At 67.5% G+C, this 23597-nt stretch carries 20 protein-coding genes; 13 read left to right on the top strand and 7 right to left on the bottom strand.

Annotated elements, in window-relative coordinates; all coding sequences use genetic code 11:
• Nucleotides 1-4 precede the first annotated feature (4 nt).
• Nucleotides 5-1918, bottom strand: coding sequence for a DNA cytosine methyltransferase (dcm, locus tag FBY23_RS01365; RefSeq protein ID WP_141796507.1), 1914 nt, complete (start codon nt 1916-1918; stop codon nt 5-7).
• 101 nt (nt 1919-2019) lie between these two features.
• Between dcm and FBY23_RS01360 the strand changes: the two genes are divergently transcribed.
• The 6 genes from FBY23_RS01360 to FBY23_RS01335 all read left to right on the top strand — a co-directional run bounded on the left by FBY23_RS01360 (nt 2020) and on the right by FBY23_RS01335 (nt 10363).
• Nucleotides 2020-4680: a Z1 domain-containing protein gene (locus FBY23_RS01360; RefSeq protein WP_141796506.1), complete on the top strand. Its 2661-nt coding sequence runs from the start codon at nt 2020-2022 to the stop codon at nt 4678-4680.
• Nucleotides 4680-5672 (top strand): PD-(D/E)XK motif protein, encoded by a 993-nt coding sequence (locus tag FBY23_RS01355; protein ID WP_141796505.1) that lies wholly within the window; start codon nt 4680-4682, stop codon nt 5670-5672. The genes FBY23_RS01360 and FBY23_RS01355 overlap by 1 nt, the downstream gene beginning before the upstream one ends.
• A gap of 17 nt (nt 5673-5689) precedes the next feature.
• A complete protein-coding gene (locus tag FBY23_RS01350; RefSeq protein WP_141796504.1) occupies nt 5690-7462 on the top strand; it encodes a hypothetical protein in 1773 nt (590 codons plus the stop codon).
• 26 nt (nt 7463-7488) lie between these two features.
• Nucleotides 7489-8340, top strand: a complete 852-nt coding sequence (locus FBY23_RS01345) for a hypothetical protein (protein WP_141796503.1) — start codon at nt 7489-7491, stop codon at nt 8338-8340.
• Between the two features lie 215 nt (nt 8341-8555).
• Nucleotides 8556-9347: a hypothetical protein gene (locus FBY23_RS01340; RefSeq protein ID WP_141796502.1), complete on the top strand. Its 792-nt coding sequence runs from the start codon at nt 8556-8558 to the stop codon at nt 9345-9347.
• A gap of 68 nt (nt 9348-9415) precedes the next feature.
• The gene (locus FBY23_RS01335) at nt 9416-10363 is read left to right on the top strand and encodes an HNH endonuclease signature motif containing protein (RefSeq protein WP_141796501.1); all 948 of its coding nucleotides are present in this window, start codon (nt 9416-9418) and stop codon (nt 10361-10363) included.
• 7 nt (nt 10364-10370) lie between these two features.
• On the opposite strand, the gene FBY23_RS01330 is transcribed toward FBY23_RS01335, so the two are convergent.
• The 3 genes from FBY23_RS01330 to FBY23_RS01320 all read right to left on the bottom strand — a co-directional run bounded on the left by FBY23_RS01330 (nt 10371) and on the right by FBY23_RS01320 (nt 13333).
• The gene (locus tag FBY23_RS01330; RefSeq protein ID WP_160158128.1) at nt 10371-11492 is read right to left on the bottom strand and encodes a tyrosine-type recombinase/integrase; all 1122 of its coding nucleotides are present in this window, start codon (nt 11490-11492) and stop codon (nt 10371-10373) included.
• 303 nt (nt 11493-11795) lie between these two features.
• Nucleotides 11796-12620, bottom strand: coding sequence for a class I SAM-dependent methyltransferase (locus FBY23_RS01325; protein WP_141796499.1), 825 nt, complete (start codon nt 12618-12620; stop codon nt 11796-11798).
• Nucleotides 12617-13333 carry a flavodoxin family protein gene (locus tag FBY23_RS01320; RefSeq protein ID WP_141796498.1) on the bottom strand — a complete coding sequence of 239 codons (717 nt, stop codon included), beginning with the start codon at nt 13331-13333 and terminating at the stop codon, nt 12617-12619. The genes FBY23_RS01325 and FBY23_RS01320 overlap by 4 nt, the downstream gene beginning before the upstream one ends.
• Before the next feature lie 113 nt (nt 13334-13446).
• Here FBY23_RS01320 and egtB point away from each other — a divergent pair, with 113 nt between their 5' ends.
• The 5 genes from egtB to FBY23_RS01295 all read left to right on the top strand — a co-directional run bounded on the left by egtB (nt 13447) and on the right by FBY23_RS01295 (nt 20079).
• Nucleotides 13447-14724 carry an ergothioneine biosynthesis protein EgtB gene (egtB, locus tag FBY23_RS01315; protein WP_141796497.1) on the top strand — a complete coding sequence of 426 codons (1278 nt, stop codon included), beginning with the start codon at nt 13447-13449 and terminating at the stop codon, nt 14722-14724.
• Entirely contained in the window at nt 14721-15695 is a 975-nt protein-coding gene (egtD, locus tag FBY23_RS01310; protein WP_141796496.1) for an L-histidine N(alpha)-methyltransferase, read from the top strand. Before egtB ends, egtD begins: the two co-directional genes overlap by 4 nt.
• Before the next feature lie 134 nt (nt 15696-15829).
• Nucleotides 15830-17458 (top strand): alpha/beta hydrolase, encoded by a 1629-nt coding sequence (locus FBY23_RS01305; protein WP_222117688.1) that lies wholly within the window; start codon nt 15830-15832, stop codon nt 17456-17458.
• Between the two features lie 102 nt (nt 17459-17560).
• Nucleotides 17561-18526, top strand: coding sequence for a hypothetical protein (locus tag FBY23_RS25840; RefSeq protein WP_160158127.1), 966 nt, complete (start codon nt 17561-17563; stop codon nt 18524-18526).
• A 131-nt stretch (nt 18527-18657) separates the two neighbouring features.
• A complete protein-coding gene (locus FBY23_RS01295) occupies nt 18658-20079 on the top strand; it encodes a cytosine permease (RefSeq protein ID WP_141796494.1) in 1422 nt (473 codons plus the stop codon).
• A 4-nt stretch (nt 20080-20083) separates the two neighbouring features.
• Here FBY23_RS01295 and FBY23_RS01290 read toward each other — a convergent pair whose 3' ends face one another.
• The 3 genes from FBY23_RS01290 to FBY23_RS01280 are packed head-to-tail and all read right to left on the bottom strand — an operon-like array spanning nt 20084 to nt 22324.
• Nucleotides 20084-20857, bottom strand: a complete 774-nt coding sequence (locus FBY23_RS01290; protein WP_186348215.1) for an MBL fold metallo-hydrolase — start codon at nt 20855-20857, stop codon at nt 20084-20086.
• A 13-nt stretch (nt 20858-20870) separates the two neighbouring features.
• The gene (locus FBY23_RS01285; protein ID WP_141796493.1) at nt 20871-21605 is read right to left on the bottom strand and encodes a sterol desaturase family protein; all 735 of its coding nucleotides are present in this window, start codon (nt 21603-21605) and stop codon (nt 20871-20873) included.
• Nucleotides 21602-22324, bottom strand: coding sequence for a FadR/GntR family transcriptional regulator (locus tag FBY23_RS01280; RefSeq protein WP_141796492.1), 723 nt, complete (start codon nt 22322-22324; stop codon nt 21602-21604). The genes FBY23_RS01285 and FBY23_RS01280 overlap by 4 nt, the downstream gene beginning before the upstream one ends.
• Nucleotides 22325-22469: 145 nt before the next feature.
• Here FBY23_RS01280 and FBY23_RS01275 point away from each other — a divergent pair, with 145 nt between their 5' ends.
• Both FBY23_RS01275 and FBY23_RS01270 read left to right on the top strand, forming a co-directional pair.
• On the top strand, nt 22470-23264 hold the full coding sequence (locus FBY23_RS01275; RefSeq protein ID WP_160158126.1) for an SURF1 family protein: 795 nt from the start codon (nt 22470-22472) through the stop codon (nt 23262-23264).
• The gene (locus tag FBY23_RS01270) at nt 23261-23596 is read left to right on the top strand and encodes a DUF3817 domain-containing protein (protein ID WP_141796490.1); all 336 of its coding nucleotides are present in this window, start codon (nt 23261-23263) and stop codon (nt 23594-23596) included. Before FBY23_RS01275 ends, FBY23_RS01270 begins: the two co-directional genes overlap by 4 nt.
• Nucleotide 23597: the final 1 nt, after the last annotated feature.

Genomic DNA, 23597 nt, shown 5'->3' with positions numbered 1-23597 from the left:
CGTCTCATCGCTGGGCGTAACGGCACCATGTCATCAGGGGACACTCCCCACAGCCCGGTGCTTTGGGGGTGCACAGCCTGGCACCAAGCTCAATCAGCGCAATCTGTGCTTGGCGACTCTCCTCATCGAAGCCGATCAGCCGCCCGACTGCGATGCGCCCATCCGAGTTTCGGTTCTTGAGCCAACGCTCGGTGCCCTGGAAGAAGCGGCCGGCAACCCTGAGCGCGGCCGTGTTCGCGATCACCGGCTCCTCTCCTTCTGGGTCCGCGATCATCGCGAGCTCTGAAGCGGACCGGCGCAGCAAGCCGCGTCCAACGAGATCGGCCAGATGCGCGTCGTCTAAAGACCCGCCCTCGGCGCCGACCGTCGTGGCGAGTTCTAGAAGCGCTTGGGCGGACTCGTCCTTGCCGAGCCACGCCGCTACCTCGATTGCGCGCTCCTTATCTGCGACGAAGAACTCTGGCGTCGACCAAGCCTCAATGACCGGCCACAACGCTTCTGTGATTGTGGATGATTCGTCCCCCAGAAGCGTGTCTCCGAGTACGACCAGCCATCTCGATCCTGAGCGCAGCCACGGGCTCACGAGTTCCGAGGTACGCGCCCAATCGGCGAGAGCTCCTCGGGTCAGGCCGGTGTGGATAGCGAGCGAGTGCGACTTGCGCCCCAACACCTCCGTGACGGCAGCGCCGATCGCCCTACCCAGCCTGGGCGGAACTGCGTTGCCGATCTGACGGAATGCGGCGGTGGGCGGGCCAGCGAACCGGAAGTGGTCGGGGAAGGTCTGGATCCGCGCGGCCTCACGGATGGTCAACGTCCGGTTCTGTTCTGGATGGATGTACCAGTAGCCATCCTTCGCGATGTGGGCTGTGATCGTCCGCGACAGGTCATCTGCGTCAAGCCGCTTGTACTTGTCATCGAAGATGTCGTCGCGGTAACGCTTGAGATCTTCGGGTAGCTCGGAGTACTTGGTCTTCGTGTCGAGGTATTCGAAGGCGGCCTCGTCGTCGTCGCGAACACGACGCGTGACGTGGTCGTACACGCGATTCCCATGCGCCGCGGGTACGCCAACGCGCATCTCACGCTGGAATGCAGTCTGAGGGCCGGCGTACGGACGCCAGGACTGGCGGGTCTCGTCGGCAAGCCAGCCGTCCTTCGGACCGACGGGGGGAAGGTCTCTGATCGCGTTTCCGAGAGTGACCTTCTTGCTTGACTCTTCGGGCCAATCGAATTCGATGCCGTCACGAAGCGCAACAAGGATCAGACGCTGGCGGAACTGCGGCACGCCATATCGATAGGTGTCCACGACGCGCTCCTGAACCGAGTAGCCCCAGTCCTCGAGGCGGCGGACGATCGAGCGCAGGATGAACATCTCCCTGTCCAGAGCCATGTCCGGAACGTTCTCCATGATGACTGCTCTGGGCTGAGCTGAGCGCACGATCTCCAGATAGGACTCCCAGAGGTCGCGCCGCTTGTCGTGAGGCTCCCTGAGCCCGTGCTGGACCAAATACCGCATGCCGGAGCGTCCGGCCTTGGAGAACGGTTGACAGGGAGGACCGCCGGCGACAACGTCGATGTTGATCGCGCGAAGGATCTCGCCAACTTCTTGGACGCGTTGGGCGTCGCCGAGATCCCAGCCGACGGCCATGCCGCCGAAGTGATGCCGGTGCGTCTGGAGCGCCTCGGGATCGAAGTCGGCGCCGAAGACGACCTTCATCCCGGCGTCCTCGAGTCCAAGGCTCATGCCCCCAGCGCCGGCGAACAGATCGGCCGCGAGTAGTGGCCGTTTCCCTCTGCCGCGGAGCCGCTTCGCAAGTGCGGCCAGTTCTTCGACGTCGGTGCAATGATCGCGATGTGGCGGCAAGCGAAGCGCTTGGCCGCGATCGATCCGCACCGGGGCGTCGGACGTCTGCGGACTCACCAGCGGATTCTAACGAAGTCCACCCCGCCCCGTCGGGACGACTGGCAGGATTGCTTTGCCTTATCCACGAGCACTGTCCAGCGACGGAGGGTCGAGCCCGGATGGATGCTGAGTTCGCACTGAATCAGCTCGTGCTGTTGATGCATCAGCACAATCTCACTGTCGACGACGCCGCTGCGCGCTTCGCGAAGGGGATGAAGATCGACGTCGCGCTCTTGGCACCGGCGATCGAGTTGTTCCGCAAGGAAGCGGCCAACGCGGCGATTCTCAACGACCCTCCAGGCACGGGCGTCGGCGGTGTCGTCGCCGAACTTCAAACGGCCCCTTGGTACCGCGGACCTCAGGAGGGCGACCCGGACTGGACCAAGGTTCGGAACCAGCTTCTAGCGCAAGGCATGGAAGCGGTGATCGACGATGTCGACGAGGCGTCAACCAAGGTGGTGGCGCAGCTCGCCAATCCCGCTGTTCCAGGCTTATCGAAGCGTGGCTTGGTGATCGGCTACGTGCAGTCAGGCAAGACCGCCAACTACACATCGGTGATCGCCAAGGCAGCCGACTGTGGGTACCGACTCGTCATCGTGCTGTCGGGAACCTTCGAGAACCTCCGTCGTCAGACGCAGATCCGCCTCGAGCAGGACTTGGTCGACCACAGCCGATGGACGACGCTCACCAAACCCGAGTCCGACTTCGGTGGTCACGTGCACGGGGCTGCGCTGCTCGGCAACAACGTGCGCACGCTGATGGTGGTGAAGAAGAACGCCAGCCGACTCCGGCGCTTGGCAGCTTGGCTCCAAGACATCCCTGAGGACATTCGCCGGAAGGTCCCGATCCTGCTCCTCGATGACGAGGCAGACCAAGCGACGCCGAACTCTCCGCGTCGAGCCAACGAGATCACCGCCATCAACAAGTGCATCCGGGAGATCTGGAAGCAGATCCCGACCGGTACGTACGTCGGCTACACGGCCACCCCGTTCGCGAACGTGTTCATGAACCCGAACGATGAGGAGGAGATGTACCCGGGTGAGTTCATCCTGAGCCTCCCGCGTCCGGACGCGTACTTCGGGGCCGAGCGACTGTTCGGCCGCGAGGCGATCAACGAGGACGACGACCCGAGCGATGGTCTCGACCTCATCCGTATCGTGACCGACGACGAGGCCGATTCACTCAAGCCGCCGAGCAAGCGGGAAGACCGCTACGCCTTCGACCCGGACCTTCCCGACTCGCTCGTGGACGCCGTGCGGTGGTTCGTTCTGGCAACTGCCATCCGATGGGCGCGAGGCCAAAGTGCGAAGCACAGCTCGATGCTGATCCACACCACTCAGTACGTCGCACCACACTTCGCCATGCAGACCCGCGTCGAGGCGCTCCTGCGACGTTGGGCAGAAGATCTGAGCGCAGTCGAATCCGAACTCGAGAAGCTCTGGCTCGATGAACGGGACAGAGCGGCTGAGGTCGCGAGTAAGGCAATGCCAGCGTGGCCAATTGTGCTCGAGCAGATCCACGATGTCATTGGCGCCATCCGGGTGATCGTCGACAACGGATATTCCCAGGACCGGCTCGACTACAACCGCACGGACCAGTTCGGCAACCCAGTGGCCGAGACCGTGATCGCGATCGGTGGTGGCACTTTGTCTCGTGGGCTGACGCTCGAGGGTCTTGTCGTCTCGTACTTCACTCGGAGCTCGAACACCTACGACACCCTGCTGCAGATGGGACGCTGGTTCGGTTATCGCGTCGGGTACGAGGACCTCCCACGAATATGGATGACCCAGGGCCTCAAGGAGGACTTCCGATTCCTCGCCGCTGTGGAGGAGGAGATCCGGAACGACATCACCCACCTGGAGGTGGAGGGCGTCACCCCAAGGCAGCTCGGGTTGCGCGTGCGTTCCCATCCGGGGCGGCTCGAGATCGTGGCCCGCAATCGGATGCACTTCGTAGAGCAGATCCAGGTGACCTATGCCGGTCAGCGGCACCAGACCATCTGGCTCCACGAGACCGATGAGGAGATCATCTCGGCCAACGGTGCTGCGGTCCGGGAGTTCGTGACCGGCGCTCTGCAGGGTGGGAACGCCAGCCGCATCGGGACGCGGTCACGTTGGCGACTCCCGCAGGTCGACTCGGATGCAGTCTCCTTGCTCCTGAAGGAGTACGAGTTCCATCCGAATCAGCAGCGCATCAACTCGCAGCGCATGCGGGATTGGATCGAGAAGTTCGCCCCGAACGCGTCATGGAACGTCGTCGTGGTGGGAAGCAACGCACGCCCGAAGAAGGATGGGGCGCCGCATGATCTCGGAGCTTCTGATCTCGGGCTGCCGTTCACGGTTCCCAACAACAACCGTGCACCGCTGATCACCCCGCCTCCAGGGACCGCGAGTATCAAGAGCCTTCTGTCGCATGAGGACTGGTTCGCCGATCTGGACCCAGTCGAGGTGAGCCACGAGGCACCAGAGACGCGTCGGTCGGATCCCGCAAGCGTGCGGCGGAAGCTGGCACCCGAGACCGGGCTGATCCTGCTTCTGCCAATCAGTCGTCACTCGATTCCGCAGGGAGTCGCGCTCAAGGCTAAGGACCACCCCAGTCGTCGCGACATGGAAGCGCCCGCCGACCTGATCGGCATCGGCGTCATCTTCCCCGAAGTCGGCGCCAACGGCCTTGCAGGCACAGGCGACTTCTTCGCCGTTGTGCCGGATTGGGAGCCTGCCATCCCGGATGACGAGGACGATGACCTTCCGATCGAGGATGAACCCGAGGGTGAGGTGTGATGACCAACGTCGCACGCGAGTACGTCCTGCTCGACGCTAACGACGAAGCGATCGCCGTCGGGCAACTTAAGACCCGCCCATTGGCGCAGACCGTCGGGTCGCAGCAGATCCGCGTGGCGACCGACACCAACGCACATCGGCATCTGCTCGTGCCCTCTGGAGGTAGCAAGGTCCGGCCCGACAGCGGCGCGGTCGGGATCTCGATCGATTCCCACCCGATGATCGTCGATGGTCAAACCGTTGACTTCGTCGATGTGCATTGTCAGCTGCCGCACCTCGGCGGGGTCTTCGTCCGGTTCGCCCAGGACATTCTTGATCGCCTGGCCGAGGACCCCGAGGACCCACCAGCGGTGTGCCGCCGGACGTTAGCGGAATGGCGTGCGTTCCTTAAGAACGTCGGCAAGCCGATCGGGCGCGAATTGGTCGAAGGAATCATCGGAGAGTTGACCGTCCTCGGTCGTCTGGGCGCGAACAATCCGGCAGCTGCGGTGGAGGCGTGGGAGGGGCCCGACAAGGCGCTTCACGACTTCGCTTGCGCGAACGCGCACCTTGAGGTTAAAGCAACGGCTTCGATCGATGGCAAGGTCGTCAGTATCAGCAACCTTGACCAACTCGATCCCGCTGGTTCTGAGCTTTCGCTTGCAGTCGTTCATCTCGGGGAAGACGGTTCGGCACCCGGAATCGACGAGACAGTCGACGGACTCGTTGCCAAGGGATTCCCGCGCCACGCCCTGCTGACCAAGGTCAACGCAGCGGGCTACATCGCTGGAAGTGGGGCGGATGCCGACTACCGGTATCGGGTGCGCTCCGTCAGGCTGTGGAGAGTCGGCGACGACTTCCCGGGCCTTCGACGGAGCCACATCCCGGAGGGTCATTTGAAGGGCGTCGAACGTGTCCGCTACGAGTTGAACCTGGACACGGCGGCTGAGCGGCTGGATGACGACGCGGCAGCTCAGTTCCTTGCTGGCTGGATCAAGGCGGAGGGCGTGTGATCAGAGATCCTCGCCCTTTGGACTGGTTCCCGAAGCGCTTCTCCGAAGGTGATATGGACAGTGCTGGCGCCAAGAGGCTGCTCGGCGTCCCAAAGGTCTCGGCGACCGAGGTATTGGTCCGCGAGACTGCGCAGAACAGCTGGGACGCGCGGGGTGACAACAGTCGGATCGACTTCACCATCGACCTTCGATCTCTCCGGGGTGATGCACTCGATGCGCTGACCCACGTCGTCTTCGCTGAGGGCGCGGCCGCGATCGGGGTTGACCAACTGCTGTCGAACGAGGCGCTTAGGGCGATCGAAATCAGTGATCGCGGAACCGTCGGCTTGGATGGCCCGCCTCGGAACGACCGACCGTTCGCGCCGAGCGAATCGATGAATTTCGCCAATTTCGTCTTCAATCTTGGCGCGCCTCGTGATGTTGAGCTCGGCGGAGGCACATATGGCTTCGGCAAGACGATCGCGTACGTGGTCAGCGCGATCTCCACGGTCGTCCTATGGACGAGGTGTCGGACCGAACGCGGCCTCGAGCATCGGCTGATCGTCTCAGCGATGGGTGAGGCGTTCGACCATGACGATTACCGCTACACCGGACGTCATTGGTGGGGCGAGCGGATCGAAGACCGAATCTTCCCCGTAGTGGGCGACCGTGCGGAAGCGCTTGGCGAGGCGCTCTTCAGTTCTCGCTTCGCAGGAGAGGAGACAGGCACCAGCATCCTCATCATCGATCCTGTCCTCGAGGCCAACACTGATCACGAGATCCTGGCGGATCTGCGGGACGCGATCCGGTGGAACCTCTGGCCGAAACTCGTCGATGCGCCCGATCGCGATCGGATGGCCATCCAGCTGAAGTATCTCGGCACTCCGCACCCCATCGAGGACCCGGCTGGAGATCCGGAACTGGCTCCCTACGTCGACTGCCTCCGAGCCGTTAGAGCCCGGCAAGCCGGGCAAGAATCGCCGACTACGAATTGGCCCGTGACTGTGATCGACATCCAGACGGAGCGTTCGTACGGACTTTTAGGTCACTTGGCGCTCACCCGATGGCCGTCGCCAACAGACGCGCCCGACTCATTGACCCATCACGTCGCACTGATGCGCACCGATGCGGAACTCGTCGTGAAGTACGACGAGCATCGGAGGTTGGCGGACGCGGACTTCATGTGGGCGGGAGTGTTCAAACCGGTCCGCGAGAGGGACGATGCCTTTGCGGACGCGGAGCCTCCGGCGCATGACGACTGGGTCGTGAAGGGCATCCAGAACAAGGAGCGGCGACGCCAAGTCAACCTGGCGCTGCGCGAGATCCGCAGCCATGTGAGCGAGTTCGTCTCGCCCGGGATCGGTGCGACAGCACCTAAGGACGACGCCCCGTCGACAGCCGGGTTGGCGAATCGCTTGGCCGGCCTGTTGACGGGTCTTCAGGGCCACGGAGCATCCCCGACCGTAGCTGTGAGCCGACCGCCCAGCCAGCGGCGTAAGAGGCCGAAGGTCTCGGCCACGTCCGGCGCGCCCGTTGCGTCGGATCGTCCCGGCTGGAACCGGATCGTATTCGCAGTGATCGTCGAGGGCGGTGCTCCCGAGGGTGAGTTGGTCGCACTGACGGCAGGCGTCGGCTACGACGGCGGGAGCGGAACGACTGACGTGTCCGAGTGGGTGCGACCGATCGGATGGTCGGAGACAGGCTCGACGGGTCCGATCTGCCTACGGCCGGGTCGAGCGTCGGAGTATGAGGTCGAGTTCCGTGAAGACGTCGCGCTGGACGTCGATGTCCGCGTTGTAGGTGCCCAATGACGAAAGTCCGTGTACTTCCACACCGTGTGATCGAAGAGGACGCCGTCACGTGGGGACCGTGGCGGATCCGTGATGGATCGACGACGGCCGTTGATCCGGAGCTGTTGCCGGCTTGGGATTACAAGGTCGAGCTCGAATTCGAGTCATCCGTCGCACTGGACCTTGCGCGAACTCTGACCAGCGCTGGTGTTGATGGCTCCTCGCTCGCCTTGGTCATCGTGGCCGATTGCCCTGCGGCGAATGTTCGCCTCGCTGCCTCCACGGCTATCGATCCTCTGAGTGGCTCCGCAGTCGCAAGATTGACCGTGCCGGCAGGTGTGCTTGCTGAATCGGTTCGTCTTACCAGGAACGTCGTCTTGGCGAATGGCCCGGCGGACGGCCCAGCGGGCGTGGCGCGTCGGGCCGGATCGGTCTTGGCGACTAGCGAGCGGTCGATCGTCGCGCTTGAAGGAAACGGAGGGCGATTCCCCACTGAAGCGGTGGACTTCCGAGCGGTGGGTCGCCCCGAATCTCCATGGACGATCGTGACAACCTTCGACAGCATCGACGAGAGTTTCGTCGGCTCTGTGCGACTTCTGGTCAATACCGAGCACCCAGTCGGTCGGTTGACGTTGGCTGCGGATCAGCCCGCCGGACTGGACGCCGTCATGAGGGCCGACATCGTTCGACGTTTGCTCCTAGATCTTTCGGCTCGTGAGGTGGATCTCTCCGTGGAATGGCCCGAAGAGTCTGTGGGTGACGTCATTGCGGGAATGTGCGACCTCTATCTGGGGATGTCGATGGAGACGGCGATCAAAACGCTGCGTGCCGACCCTGCGCACTTCGAGGACCTGCTTGCGTCGTCGCTCGATCCGTTCAGGACGGTGTGGGTGAAGTGACAACCTGGGTCTACCCCCGCATTGCGTTGGCTCATGCCCAACGGCAGGTTGAGGCCATCCGATCGGCCTACGCCGAGGGCGGCGTCGCCCGAGTGCGTAACCTCGCGTCGCCGGATCATCCCGCTAAGACGCCAGTTGAGACTGGGGGATCCGTTGCGCAGCCTGGACGGCTCAGCGACATTCGGACGGCCATCCTGGGCGATCTAGCCAGTTGGATGGACGCACCGGACCCGGTTGCGACCATCTCGAGGGACACGGCCCGCTTCGACATTGCGCTCGGTCGCTCTCTCTACGAGCGACTTGACATCATTCATTCGGACGCGGCGCACCTCGAGACTTGGAACTTCTTGTCGTTGGTGCTCCTTCCGGACGTGACGGTTGCTCGTTGGCCCGCCCTCCATCCCGATCGAGTTCTCGGGTCGCCGTCGAAGCATGCCATGCAGCGGCTTTGGATCCGGGAGCGTGTACTCGGCGACATCCTAGATCTGAGTAGTCCGAAGCCCCTCGGCGAGGATGAACTGTTCCAACTGTTCGATCGCACAGCCTTGGCCAGGAATCATCGCTTGGTCCGCGTTCTCGCGTCCGCCGTCATCGGTAGTCGGGCGACGAAGCGAATGGAGTGGGCGCGATCGCTGTACAAACGCATCACGTTCCTGACCGGTGCGAGGCTCATGGACTCCCTGAGCGACGCCGAGTTGACCCAGCTGGTGGCGGCAGAGGCAGCGACGGTTCCTGGCACTTCTTCAACGCCTCGGCTGAAAGTCCGACTCCCCGCGGACTCCGACGAAGCGAGGCTCACAGAGGCGGTTGTCGCGGCTTGGAATGCCCACGCGGACTACGCCTTCGTTGATGGCGCGTTCGAGGTCGATATGGCGGAGTACGGGACCGCCGAGGCAGTGCGACGCCTATCAGCTCGCGTCGGTGACGGCGACGAGCACCCGTTCGTGGTGGAAGTGCGATCGATCGTACGCGACCCAGTGCTCGGCGCCTTGGTCACGGGCCGGTAGGGATCCGGTCCGCTAGTAGATGCAATAAAAGTCGGTCGACTCGTCGCTGAGCGTGGGAAGCTCGGTTCATGAGCGATGCGAGCGCGCCGGCCGCGTGGCTCCTCATGACCGTCGGTGACAACCGCCAGCACGGAGGGAACTCCGGATACGACGACCAGGTCGACGTCTACTACACATGGGACAGCACGGTTCCCAACCACGCCAACATCAAGGTCGGAGACCCCATCGTCCTGTGGGACAAGGACCGACTCCTCGGCCTTTCTGTGGTCGAGGAGATTACGAGCGAGGTCAAGGAGAAGCTCCTGTTCAAGTGCTCACGATGCGGCATGGCCGGCATCAAGGCACGCAAGAACAAGTCACCCCTCTACAAGTGCTACAAGTGCGGCGCGGAGTTCGATGTCCCAGAGAGCCAGACCGTCACTGTCACGGAGTACCGCTCCCGCCATGACGCCGCGTGGACATCGCTCGAGAACCTGCTTCCTGGTGCCGACCTGCGAGGGCTCTGTGTTGCCCCCAAGAGCCAGCTCAGCATGCGGCCGCTCCGGTGGGAGGCGTTCAGCGCGGCACTCGCCGTGAAGGGCGCAGACCGTGCGATCGAGCGCGTCGGTCATCGGGCGCCCGACTTCTTCTTCCCACAGGGCCACCGTCTCGAGATCGTCCGCGTGCGGCGCGGTCAACGACGGTTCAGGGAACACCTACTCGCCAGCCAAGGTGAGAGCTGCGCCTTCACGGGTGAGGCGCCCTCTCGGGTGTTGGAAGCCGGCCATCTCTACAGCTACGCGCAGCTGGGTGTTCACCATGAACATGGTGGCCTGCTCCTCCGTCGGGACGTCCACCGTCTATTCGATGACGGTTGGTTGGCCGTCGACCCCAACACCCTCCGCGTGGACGTTGCCGATCCGCTCGAGGGGTATCCGCAGTACGCCCGCCTTCACGATCAACGGCTACGCGCGGAACTGCGTGACAGCCAGGTCGAATGGCTCGGTCACCACTGGGCTGAACATAGGGCGAGTTGAGCGAGACCTACGGATCGCCCAGCAGTTCGGTCCAGGCCTTCGACCCTGCCACGGTGGTCCCGAGTCGCCCGGCGAGTTCACGATCGCGGTCGACGGTGGCGTGCTGGTAGATCGCCATGGCCGCCTGGGAGGCGTGGCTGGCGCGGGCTTGGAGCTCGGCGGCGGTGGCACCGTGTCGGCCGGCGAGGGTGAGGGCGGAGTGCTGCAGACCATGGATGGTGAGGTCGGGTCGGCTGGCTGCCTCGCGGGCGACCTTGTAGCGGTCCAGCAAGTAGCGGGCGCTCATGTGGTCCTTGCGCTCACCCGTGAAGAGCAGTCCGTTCGCGCCGGGTGCGGTGTGGGCGAGCAGGTGCGCGCGCAGCAGCGTGAGGAACGCCGGTGGCAGGTGGACCGTACGCACCCTTCTCCGTCTTCGGCGGTCCGATGACCCGGCCACAGTCCGCGCAGGCGCCATCCGCCTTGGGGTCGGGGTCCTTCTCCATGTTGCGGGTGACCGAGATCGAGCCGGAGGTCGGCTCGATGTCGCTGCGGCGGAGCTCGAAGATCTCGCCCTGGCGCAGGCCGGCGAAGGCGGCGAGCACGATGAAGAGGCGGAGCCGCTCGGGCATGTTGTCGACGATGGTCGCCATCTCGTCGACCGGGAGGGCCGCTGAGGGTTGTTCACCCGGGCGGTCGATGCCTTCTGGATGCGGACCGGGTTGCGCTCGATCAGCTCGTCGTCCTCGGCCGCGCCCATGACCGAGCGCAGGAAGCGGTACGCCGCGGCGTTGGCGGCCGGCGTCTCCTTCGGCAACGCCGTATGCCAGGTGCGCACCGCCTCGCAGGTGATCTGCTTCGACGGGACGTCGCCGAACGCGGGCCCCAGGACGCGTTCGAGCAGACCGCGGTACTCCCGGATCGTCTTCGGGCGGAGGTCGCGCGATGCGAGGTAGCGCTCGGCGTACACGGCGAAGGTGTTTGCGGCGTCGAGTCGGGCCTGCTCTTTCGCCGCCTCGAGCCAGACCTGGGCCGTGACGTAGGAGGTGGGATCCTCCATCAGTCTCCGTTCGGTCTTCACCCACTCCTCGGCGTCGATCTTCGCCTTGAACGTCGAGGGCGCTTTGACGACGGCGTCGTTGGGCGCGGTCACTCGGGCGTGCCAGCGGCCCTCGCAGCGGCAGCGGATCGCCCTCGGGCAGGGCTTCACGTGCGTGCCGCGACCACCGCAGGTGCACGACTGGCGGTGGTGGCACGAGCGCAGGTGGACGTTGCGGACGTTGCCCGACGCAGCCTTCCTGGCCATCGTCACCACCCCTCTCAGCGCGTAGGACTGCCGCATCTGGTGCCAGATCGGTGCCAGATTGACGGGCACCCATGTCCACTCGTGACCGTAAAACCGCAGGTCAGCGGCGTGCCGACTAAGCGTGAGACCCCTAGGCTCCACCGCCGTCTGTCAGGCCGGCTTCCTGCAGATGAACGTGACCGTTCGGATCCGGCGCTCGGCGAGGTTGGCCACCTGGTTGGCCGCCATCTGCGGGAACGACTCACCCAGGAAGGCGGCGAAAGACACCGGAGGCGGTCCCTCGTTCTTGATCCGCTCCCGCACCTCGCGGAACCAGGCGAGGCTGGCGTCGGAGGAGTCGGACTCCGCGACGAGCTCGAAGCCGGCGTCGGCGAGCAGGACCCGCGTCTCCTCGGGGGTGGCGAGGAAGCTCGTGGTCGGGTCGTTCGCCCACGGGACCGGGTAGTGCACGTCGCCACCCTCACCCTGGAGCACGTCGTAGACGACGAACCGGCCGCCGGGGCGAAGGGTGCGGAAGGCCTCGGCGTACAGGCCGGGCTTGTCGGCGATGTTCATCGCGACGTGCACGGTCATGGCCGCATCGAAGGCGGCGTCGTGGAGGCCGGTACGGGTGGCGTCGCCGGTGCGGAAGTCGGTGCGGTCCGAAAGGTCCGTCCACGACGATAGGACGGTGGCGGCCTCGCAGAACTCCGGCGTCAGGTCGATGCCGACGACGGTGCACCCGGTCACCTCGGCCACCGTCCGGGCAGGGCCGCCCAGGCCGCTGCCGAGGTCGAGGACGCGGGAACCCGCGCCGACGGCGAGCGCCTCCGCGATCTCCAGGGTGGCGACGCGGCCCCGTATGTGGAACTCGTCGACCGGGCCGAGATCCACCGCACGCAGCGCCGACCGGTCCACGCCGGCGGTGTCCAGCGCCTCCTCCAGCGCGGCCACCAGTCCGCCCGACCCGGCGTAGAAGGCGGCGACGGCGCTCACCGGTACTCCGGGTTCTCGTGGTCGAACCGGGCACCCGCGTCCCACGCGGAGCGCTGGTTGCCGTGGGCGGGGATCCCGTCGTTGCGCTTGAGCATCCGCGCGACGTGCATGAGGTTCCACGTCATGAAGGTCGTGTTGCGGTTGGTGAAGTCGTTCTCGGGGCCGCCGCTGCCAGGGTCGAGGTACGACGGCCCCGGACCCGCCTCGCCGATCCAGCCCGCGTCGGCCTGGGGCGGGATCGTGTATCCGAGGTGCTGCAGCGAGTAGAGGACATTCATGGCGCAGTGCTTGATCCCGTCCTCGTTGCCGGTGATCAGGCAGCCGGCGGCTCGCCCGTAGTAGGCGTACTGGCCGCGCTCGTTGAGGTCGCCGCTACCGCCGTACAACCGCTCGATCACCTGCTTCATGACGCTGCTGTTGTCGCCGAGCCAGATCGGGCCGGCGAGCACCAGGACGTCGCTGGCCATCACCCGCTCGTGGATCTCCGGCCACGCGTCGGTGGCCCAGCCGTGTTCGCGCATGTCGGTGTAGACGCCGGTGGCGATGTCGTGGTCGATCGCGCGGATCGTCTCGACCTCCACTCCGTGCTTGCGCATGATCGCGGCGCTCACGTCGACCAGGCCGCCGGTGTGGGTCGGTTCGGGGGAGCGTTTCAGCGTGCAGTTGATGAAGGTCGCCCGTAGGGCGCTGAAGTCGAGGTCGATGTCCGTCATGCCTCTCAGCATGGACCTGTCGGCGCCTCCGGCGGAGCGCCCGGATGTGAACATCTGCTGACGCCCATTTCATACCTCTGGTGAGTGTCGGTGCCCCGTCCTAATGTCGAGCCATGACCGCAACCCAGTGGACGGCGGACACCCTCCTGACCCGGTACGACGAGGTCAGGGCCCACACGGAGCGCCTGGCCGCGCCGCTGAGCCCTGAGGACCAGACGGTGCAGTCGATGCCGGACGTGTCGCCGACGAAGTGGCACCGGGCGCACGTGACCTGGTTCTTCGAGACCTTCGTGCTGGCCGACAACGAGAGCGGGTTCGCGCCGTACCAGGACCAGTACTGGTTCCTCTTCAACAGCTACTACGAGGCCGTCGGGCCGCGCTACAACCGCGCGGAGCGCGGCGTGATCAGCCGGCCGGGTGCCCACGACGTGGGGCTCTACCGGGGCAACGTCGACGACCGGATGCGCGACCTCCTCGACACCCTCGACCAGGGCACGATCGACAAGCTGGCGAGCACGATCGAGCTCGGCTTCCACCACGAGCAGCAGCACCAGGAGCTGCTGCTGATGGACATCAAGCACGTGCTCTCGCTCAACCCCCTTCGTCCGACGTACGCCGGCACCCGGGCCGCGCCCACCGAGCCCGACCCGCTCGGCTGGGTCGAGGTGGAGGGAGGGTTGGTCGAGATCGGTCACGACAGCAGCGGGTTCTCGTTCGACAACGAGCTGCCGGCGCACCAGGTCTGGTTGGAGCCGTTCCGGCTCGCCGACCGGCTGGTGACCAACGGGGAGTGGCTGGAGTTCATGGCCGACGGGGGCTACCAGCGCCCGGAGCTGTGGCTCTCGGACGGGTGGGCCCAGGTGAAGGCCCACGAGTGGCGGGCACCGTTCTACTGGACGCAGGTCGACGGGGTGTGGTTCGAGCACACCCTGCACGGCACGTTCCCGGTCGACCTCGGGCTGCCGGTCAGCCACGTCAGCCACTACGAGGCCGACGCCTACGCGACGTGGGCCGGCAAGCGGCTGCCGACCGAGGCGGAGTGGGAGCACGCCGTGCGCAGCCAGGGCGACGGCGGCGCGGCCAACCTCGCCGACACCGAGACCTGGCACCCGCGGGCGGCGGGGAAGCAGACCGGCACCCTGCGCCAGGTGTACGGCGACTGCTGGGAGTGGACCTCCTCGGCGTACCTGCCCTATCCCGGCTTCCACCCGGCGGCCGGCGCGATCGGGGAGTACAACGGCAAGTTCATGTCGGGGCAGATGGTGCTGCGCGGCGGCTGCGCGCTGACGCCACCGGGCCACGCGCGGGCGAGCTACCGCAACTTCTTCCCACCGGGCGCGCGCTGGGCGCTGAGCGGGCTGCGCCTCGCGGACGGCGGTGTCCGCGCATGAGCGAGACGCCCCGGGTCTGCGTGCTGCTCGAGCCCGACTGGGCCAGCGGCAGCCTCGCGGCCGACGTACGCCGCGGCCTGAGCAGCTATCCGCGCACCCTCCCGCCACGCTGGTTGTACGACGACCGCGGGTCGGCGCTGTTCGACGAGATCACCCGGCTGCCGGAGTACTACCCGTTCGCGGCCGAGCACGCCATCCTCACCGCCCACGCCGACGAGATCGTCGCCGCGAGCAGGGCGACGACCCTGGTGGAGCTCGGCAGCGGGACGAGTGAGAAGACCCGGCTGCTGCTCGACGCGTTCACCCGGACCGGCCAGCTGACGAGGTTCGCGCCGGTCGACGTGGCCGAGGGGACGTTGCGGCAGGCGGCCGACGACATCGCGGCGCGGCACCCGGGGCTCGAGGTGGTGGCGGTGGTCGGCGACTTCACCCTCCACCTCGCGCAGCTGCCGGCGGGCGGGCGCCGGATGGTCGCCTTCCTCGGCGGCACCATCGGCAACCTCTACCGCGAGGAGCGTGCCGCCTTCCTCGGCGCGCTGGCCGACGTCCTGGAGCCGGGCGACTCGCTCCTGCTGGGCACCGACCTGGTCAAGAGCGCCGACCGGCTGATCGCGGCGTACGACGACAGCCAGGGCGTCACCGAGGAGTTCATCCGCAACAGCCTGGTCGTGGTCAACCGCGAGCTCGGCGCGGACTTCGACCCCGAGGCGTTCTCCTACGTCCCGTTCTGGGACCCCCACATGGAGCGGATGGACCTGCGGCTGCGCGCCGAGGTGCCGCAGCAGGTGAGCATCCCGGGCGCCGACCTGGTGCTCGACCTGGCGATGGGGGAGGAGATCCGGATCGAGATCTCGACCAAGTTCCGGGTCAGCCGGATCGCGGCCGAGCTCGAGACGGCGGGGCTCGACGTCGCGCGGGTGTGGACCGACGCGGCCGGCGACTTCGCGCTCACCCTCGCGGTCAAAGCCTGAGCGGATACCCCGCCCAGTTGTGGGTATCCCCGGGTCCGGCCTGCGCGTCGGGGTGGACGTGACCGAGATGACGCGGCAAGGTCGGACCCACGCCGGAAGATCCCGGACACCTCATCATCTCGGAAGGTTGTGACGTGAAGAGAGCACTGACGATCGTTGCGTCGGTTGCGACGGCAACAGCACTGCTGGTGCCCGGGGGGAGCAGCAACGCTGCGCCGCAGGCTCCCCAGGTCGCCGCGAAGGCGCCGTCGTACACCCCGCCCGCCCCTGTCTGGGGCGCTTGCACGAGCCAGCGTTTGACCAAGGCCGGCGCCCAGTGCGCGATGCTCGAGGTACCCCTCGACTACGACAAGCCCAAGGGCAAGAAGATCCAGATCGCCATCAGCCGGGTGCTGCACACCAACCCCGACTACAAGGGCGTCATCACTGCCAACCCGGGCGGGCCCGGTGGATCCGGCCTCGTCTATCCGGCCGTGCTCCCGGGCCTCATCCCCAACGGAGTCGGCGCCAAGTACGACTGGTACGGCTTCGACCCGCGCGGTGTCGGCAGCAGCACGCCCTCGCTGAGCTGCAACCCCAACTACAAGGGCCAGGACTACGACCGGCCCAACTACGTGCCGACCAAGAAGAAGAACCTGAAGTGGTGGCAGCGGGTCACCAAGCGCTACGCCAAGGCGTGCTCGAAGGCTGACGCCAAGCGGCTGCTCAAGCACATGCACACCACCGACGTCGCCCAGGACCTCGAGAGCCTGCGCAAGGCGGCGGGTGCGCCGAAGCTGAACTACTACGGCTTCTCCTACGGCACCTACCTCGGCCAGGTCTACGCGACCATGTACCCGAAGAAGGTCGGCCGGTTCGTGTGGGACGGCGTCCTCAACGCCGACCGCGCGTTCTACGAGTCCAACGTCGACCAGAACATCCAGTTCGACAAGAACATCCGTATCTACTTCAAGTGGCTGGCCCAGAACGACGCCGTCTACGGCCTCGGCACCAGCGGCAAGAAGATCCGCAAGGGCTACTACAAGCTGCTCAAGAAGCTCGACAAGCACCCCGCCGCGGACGGCAAGCTCGGCCCCGACGAGCTCGGCGACGTGCTCCTCAACGCCGGCTACTACGTCAATGACTGGGCTGAGCTCGGCGCCGCATACGCCAAGCTGGTGAAGACCGGAGACGGTGCGGATCTCCTCGACGGCTGGTACGGCGGCCCCGGCGACGACAACGGCTTCGCGGTCTACAACGCTGTGCAGTGCACCGACGCGGTGTGGCCGAACTGGAAGAAGACCGAGGCCGACGCCTGGCGCGTGCACAAGAAGCACCCGTTCCTGACCTGGGGCAACACCTGGTACAACGCCCCGTGCCTGAACTGGCCGGCTCCGTCGCGCAAGGCGTTCGAGGTCAGCGGCAAGAAGGTGAAGTCGCCGATCCTGATGATCGGCGAGACCAACGACGCCGCCACGGTGTTCTCCGGTGCGCTCGCCACCCGCCAGAAGTTCAAGACCTCGTTCCTCATCGAGGGCAAGGGCGGTACGACGCACTCCGGCTCGCTGTCCGGCGTCGCCTGCACCGACGACCTGATCGCCAGTTACCTCGACACCGGGGTGCTGCCCAAGCGCAAGAAGCACAAGGGCAGCGACCTCAAGTGCGCCCCGGCTCCGGTGCCGGCAGCGAGCGTGTCCGCTCGGGGCACCGCACAGCGTCCGGCCGTCGGCAGCACGGACGAGCTGCGGAAGCTGCTCATGGAGGCCCAGGCGAGCGGCCGCTGAGGAGGCACAGCAACGGGTGATCCCACCCACGAACGGGCGTCGGCGTACTCGTCGGCGCCCGTTCGCCTCTTCCGGCAGGAGCGACATGGCAAGATTCGGCGCGTGAGTCGTGTGGGGAGTCTCGGTGCCGCGCTGGTCGGCGTCCTGCTCCTGACCGGCTGCAGCGGTGACCCGAAGGTCGTCCACCAGGTGGTGCCGACGCCCGAGGCCGTGGTCACCGAGTACGACGCCTCCAAGGAGCCGTCCGCCGCGGTCCTGGCCCTGGTGCCGTCGGCCGCCACGACCCTGGAGGTCACCGACTTCGACCAGCTGCGCCTGGTGCTGGGCTTCTCCACGCTCGACGGCGCCACGCCCGGGCCCGAGCGCGACCAGTTCTGGCAGAAGGTCCCGCAGACCGCGGCCCTGTCCGACGGGATGCTGCGGCCGGTCGACCAGCGGCTGCGCAACCAGTACGGGATCAGCCAGGACGACGTCGCGTGGGAGGCCAGCTGGTCGGGCGACTCCGGGGGCAAGGGCTGGGTCCTCGCGTTCCACGACAAGGTGCCGATGCCGGCGGTCCACCGGGCCGTCGAGGCCGGGGTCGGTCCGCTCGCCGGTGCCGTCGTCGACGACGGCCGCCACCTGGTCACCTCGGCCGCGCCGCCTGCTGCGGCTGACGCCTGGGGCGCCGACCCCGCGCTGGTCGCGCTGACGGGCACCGAGGCGGTCTCGACGTACGTCCGGCGTGGCTGCACCCCCTTCGACACCGTCTTCGGCGCCGGCATGGAGAAGCAGCTCGCCGCGGCGCCGGCCGCCGCGCTGCACGGTCTCGACGAGCTCGACGCCTGGTCGGTCGCGCTCGGCACCGAGCTGGTCACCGTCCAGCTGGGCGAGAAGCGCAGCGACGCCTTCGAGCGGGTCCGGCTGGCCGAGGTGATGCCGCCGACCGACCCGGACTTCGCGCTGGTGATGAGCCGCGGGGTCGCGGACCCGGCGAGCGGCCGGCTGGGCTACGTGCTCGACGACCCGGCGGCCGCGGCGCGGCTGACCCGCGAGGGGCACCTGCCCTTCACCGTCTGCCCCGGCTGACCGGCTCTTTCGGCGAGGGTTCCATCTGGGATCCGAGACACAACTCCCGGATCGCTCCTTCCCGCGAGGCGATCGTTCGGCGTCGAATGGGAGACACGGGTCACACGGGACCCGTGCCAGGAGGATCCACGATGACCAGCACCACCCGCGGCGTCGAGCGCCGCACCATCGACGTCGTACCGGCGTCCGAGCGCCACGGCACCCCACGCAGCCAGTTCACGCTGTGGTTCGGCGCCAACCTGCAGATCACCGCCATCGTCGACGGCGCGCTCGCAGTCGTCTTCGGCGCCGACGCGCTCTGGGCGATCATCGGCCTGCTGCTCGGCAACGTGCTCGGCGGTGCGGTGATGGCGCTGCACTCCGCGCAGGGCCCGAAGCTCGGGCTGCCGCAGATGATCTCCTCGCGCGCCCAGTTCGGCGTGTACGGCGCGGTGATCCCGCTCGTGCTCGTGGTGGTGATGTACCTCGGCTTCGCCGCCACCGGCAGCGTCCTCGCCGGCCAGGCGCTGAGCGAGGGCCTGCACCTCGGCGCGCCCAAGCTCGGCATCGTGCTGTTCGGCGTACTGACCGCCATCGTGGCCACCCTCGGCTACCGCTACATCCACCTGATGGGGAAGGTCTCGACCGTCGTCGGGATCGTCGGCTTCACCTACCTCGCGATCAAGGTCGTCGCGGACTACGACGTCACGAGCTTCTTCGGCACCAAGGGCTTCGACATCGTCACCTTCCTGCTCGCCATCTCGCTGGGTGCGGGCTGGCAGCTGACCTTCGGGCCGTACGTCGCCGACTACTCGCGCTACCTGCCCGCCGACACCCCGGCCGTGACGACCTTCCGTGCCACCTTCCTCGGCAGCGTGCTCGGCTCGCAGTGGTCGATGACCCTCGGCGCGATCGTCGCCTCGATCCCCGTCAGTGCGGGGGATCCCGGCTTCCTCGGCAACCAGGTCGGGTTCATGGGCGACCTCGCCGGCGGGGGTTTCGTGGCGCTGGTGATCTACCTGGTCATCGTCTGCGGCAAGCTCGCGGTCAACTGCCTCAACGCGTACGGCGGCCTGATGACGATCCTCACCACGACCTCGGCGTTCACCCGCAGCAGCAAGGTCTCCGCGACGACCCGCGCCCTGCTCATCGCCGCCTTCCTCGCGACCTCGGTCGGCATCGCGCTCTTCGCGTCCGCCGACTTCCTCGACAACTTCAAGAACTTCGTGCTGGTGCTGCTCATGGTCTTCACGCCGTGGAGCGCGATCAACCTCGTCGACTACTACCTGATCTCGCGCGAGCGGGTCGACGTGCCGGCGCTCTACGACCCCGACGGCCGGTACGGGCGCTGGAACACGACCGCGCTGGCGTCGTACGTCATCGGTGTGGTGGCGCAGGTGCCGTTCCTGGCGCAGAAGCTCTACACCGGGCCGATGACCGACGCGCTCGGCGGCGCCGACATCTCGTGGATCGTCGGACTCGTCGTCACCGCGGCGGTCTACTACGCCTGGGCGCGGCGTACGGCGAACCCGCCGGCGCAGACGATCCCGATGCCGGAGACCGCCGGCGTCTAGGGCACTAGGTCGCGCTGAGCTCGTCGTACTGCGCCTTGTCGTGGGCGCAGATGACGGTGACCTGGTCGTTGCCGCGGGCGAGCTCCCGGAGCCGCTCGAGGTTCGCGACCCGCTGCCGGTTGTCGACGGCCATCAGCCGCTGGAACGCGGTGAGTGACACCGGGCAGGTCGGCGGGTCGTGGAGCTGGCCACCGTGGAAGAACGCGTCGCCGGCGTGGAGCAGCCAGCGGCCGTCGTCGCGGCGTACGGCGACGCCGGCGTGGCCGCGGGTGTGGCCGTGCAGCGGGATGATCACGACGTCGTCGGCCAGCGCGGTGACCGAGGCGAAGCCGAACCAGTCGTCGCCGCCCTCCTCGTGGAGGGTCCACTGCGTGGTGTGCGCCCACTGGCCGGCGACGTAGCGGGCCTTCTCGCGCAGGCTCGGGTGCGTCGCGGCGGCGTGCTCCGTGGCGTGCACGTGGATCCGCGCGTTGGGGAAGTCGCCGATGCCGCCGGCGTGGTCGAGGTCGAGGTGGGTCAGCACGATGTCGGTGACCTCGGCCGGGTCGTGGCCGCGCGCCTTCACCTGCGCCAGGGCGGTCTCGCCCGGGTCGAGGTCGGGACGCACGGTCATCAGGAACGGCCGGCCCAGGCGCGAGCGGTCGGCGAGGTCGCCGGTGCCGAAGCCGGTGTCGACCAGGGCGAGCCCCTCGGGCCGCTCGAGGAGCAGGACATGGGCGACCATGGTGGGAGCGAGGGCGGGCCTCATGGTCGCGCAGTTGAGGTGGGAGATCCGCACGGCGCTCAGCGTGTCACAGCTCGAGGTCGTGCAGGCGCTGAACCGTCGGGGACGTCGGCACCGTGCTCGGGTCGGGTGCGGTGCCGAACAGGCGGTCCGCCGTACCCGCGGTCGTGACGGTGAACCAGTAGTGCTCGCTCTTGTAGTGGTGCAGCCGGTGGTTGCGCCACACCTTGCGGTACCACGCCGAGCGCGGCCGGTAGTCGCTGTGCAGCAGGTAGTGGGTCCACTCGTAGCCGGACTTGATCGCGTAGACCGCCGTGAGCAGCGTGAACATGGCGGTCGTCGTCGGCGTGACCAGCCAGGCGAGCGCGGTCCAGGTCGGGGCGAGCCACAGCTGGGCCTGCCAGGGGATGAACACCAGCGGGATCGCCCGCGGGTCGGCGTGGTGGGCACGGTGCTTGCGGGCCAGCAGCGGGTCGAGGGTGAGCCCGGCCAGGCGGCGGGGGCGCCAGTGCAGGATGAAGACGTGGACCACCCACTCCACGACGGGGAGCACCGCGACCAGTCCTGCGGGGATCGCCAGCTCCCACCAGGAGCCGGGTCCCGCGAGGACGCGGCCGGTGACGGCGGCGACCAGGCAGGTCGTGAGCAGGTAGGGGCTCGGGTGGCGCCAGAACTCGACGAACACCTCGCCCAGGCCCTGATTGGTACGACGACCGGCGGCCCGGTCGCCGACGTACCTCCCGTCGATGCGCGCCTCGTCCTCGGCCAGCCGGCGCTGCGCGTGCGCCTCGCGGGGGCTCACTCGTCCTCTCCCATCGCGGCGAAGGCACCGAGCAGGGTGTCGGCGGTGGGGGTGAGGACCCGGGCCGCGGCGGCGCGGGCGGTGGCCGCGTCGCCGGACCGGACCGCGGCGGTCAGCAGCCGGTAGGGCTCGACCTGGCCGACCTCTCCGGCGAGGACCGCGGCGAGGGCCGGGAGCGCGGGCTCGTAGGCGGCGCGCAGGCTGTTGTACATCAGCCGGAACACCATCGAGTCGGCGCCGTCGACGAGCCGGTCCCAGTAGTCGAGGGCGAGCACCTGCCAGGTGACCGCGTCGGTGGTGGTGGCCATGGCGTCGGTGACGGTGTCCAGCTCGGCGGCGAGCGCCGGCCCGCCGCGCTCGGCGGCGAGGGCGGCGATCCCGGGCCCGACCTCGGCCCGGGCCTCGATCACGCTGCGCCCGATCGAGGTGTCGAGCCGCCCGCCGCGGACGAGCAGCCGTGGCAGCAGGTCGAGGCCGGCCGCGCGGCGGAAGTCGCGGACGAGCGTGGACCCGCCCTGGCGCACCTCCACCAGCCCGGTCTGCGCGATGCGCTGCAGCGCCTCGCGGACCGCGGGGCGGGAGATGCCGAGAACCTCGGCGAGCCGGCGCTCGCTGGGCAGCGGCTCGCCGGCAGCCAGCTCGCCGTCGACGACGTCGTCGAGGAGCTGGTCGAAGACCTGGTCGGACACGGACCGACGAGTGACGGGACGGAGGGCCATGCGCGTCACGGTAGGCCGGTCCTGCCCGGTGGTCAAGTGGTCAGACCAGTTGCGGTTTGGTCCCAAACCGCATGCTCACGGCACCGAATTGCGTGGTTTGGTCCCAAACCGCAACGCCTCGACCCTGCCCCGTAGGCTGCTTGACGTGGTGCGCTGGTGGAGCATGCGGTTGTGGGGTGCCTACCTGCTCGGGCTGGTCTGCGTGTCGGTCGCGGTCGGCATGGGCGCGTGGCAGTACGACGCCTGGCAGGCCCGCCGCGACGCCGAACGCGTCGACCTGACCCACGCGAAGCCCGTCGCACTGACCGACCTCATCGGTCCCGACGACCCGTTCCCGACGGCGGGACTGGGGCGCCCGGTGGAGCTGCGCGGGACCTTCCTGCCCGAGGGCACCGTGCTGGTGTCCGGCCGGACGGGCGCGAAGGGCGCCGACGGCGACTGGCTGGTCACCCCGATCACGGTGGGCGACGCGGACGCTCCCGCCGTATCCGTGGTCCGCGGCTGGGTGCCCGCCGGCACCGACCTCGCGAGCCTGCCCGCGCCGCCGACCGGCGAGGTGGACCTGTTCGGCTGGCTGCAGCCGCCCGAGGGCAGTGGCCAGGCGGACGACGACCCGCGCGACGACGTACTTCCGGAGCTGCGGATCGCGGACCTGGTGCAGCGCGTCGACCAGGACCTGTACGGCGCCTACGTGGTCGCCGAGGAGCCGCTGGCCACCGACGCCGCGGCCGGGGTGGACGGTGCGACGCTCGACCAGCTGCCGGAGGCGAGCCGGTTCACCGGGCTGCGCAACATCCTCTACGCAATTGAGTGGTGGGTGTTCGCGGCGTTCGCGGCGTTCCTGTGGTTCCGCTACGTGCGCGACGCCACGTCCGAGCCGGACCTCGAGGAGGCCGACGCCGGGGCGGGCGAGGGCGCCGTCGTACCCTCGGACTCGTGACCAAGCTCTTCAACGTCTACCGCGTGCTCGCGCTCGTGGTCGGCGTGCTCCTGCTCGTCGGCACCGTCGGCTCGCTGCTGAAGTACCTGCTCGAGGACGGCACCACGCTGCAGCGGCTGGGTGACGACCTCACCCCGATCTGGCTGGTGCACGGCTGGATCTACATCGTGTACGTCGTCGTCGCCTTCCTGCTCACGCAGAAGGCGCGCTGGACGATCCCCCAGCTCGGCCTGATGCTGATCGCCGGCCTCATCCCCGGCCTGATCTTCTGGGTGGAGCGCCGGGTCGCCCAGCGCCTGCGCGAGGACCACGCGGAGCTCGCGCAGGGCTGAC

Origin of the sequence: Nocardioides sp. SLBN-35, assembly GCF_006715725.1 — a bacterium.
GTDB lineage: Bacteria > Actinomycetota > Actinomycetes > Propionibacteriales > Nocardioidaceae > Nocardioides.
This window is presented reverse-complemented; position numbering and strand designations above follow the sequence as displayed.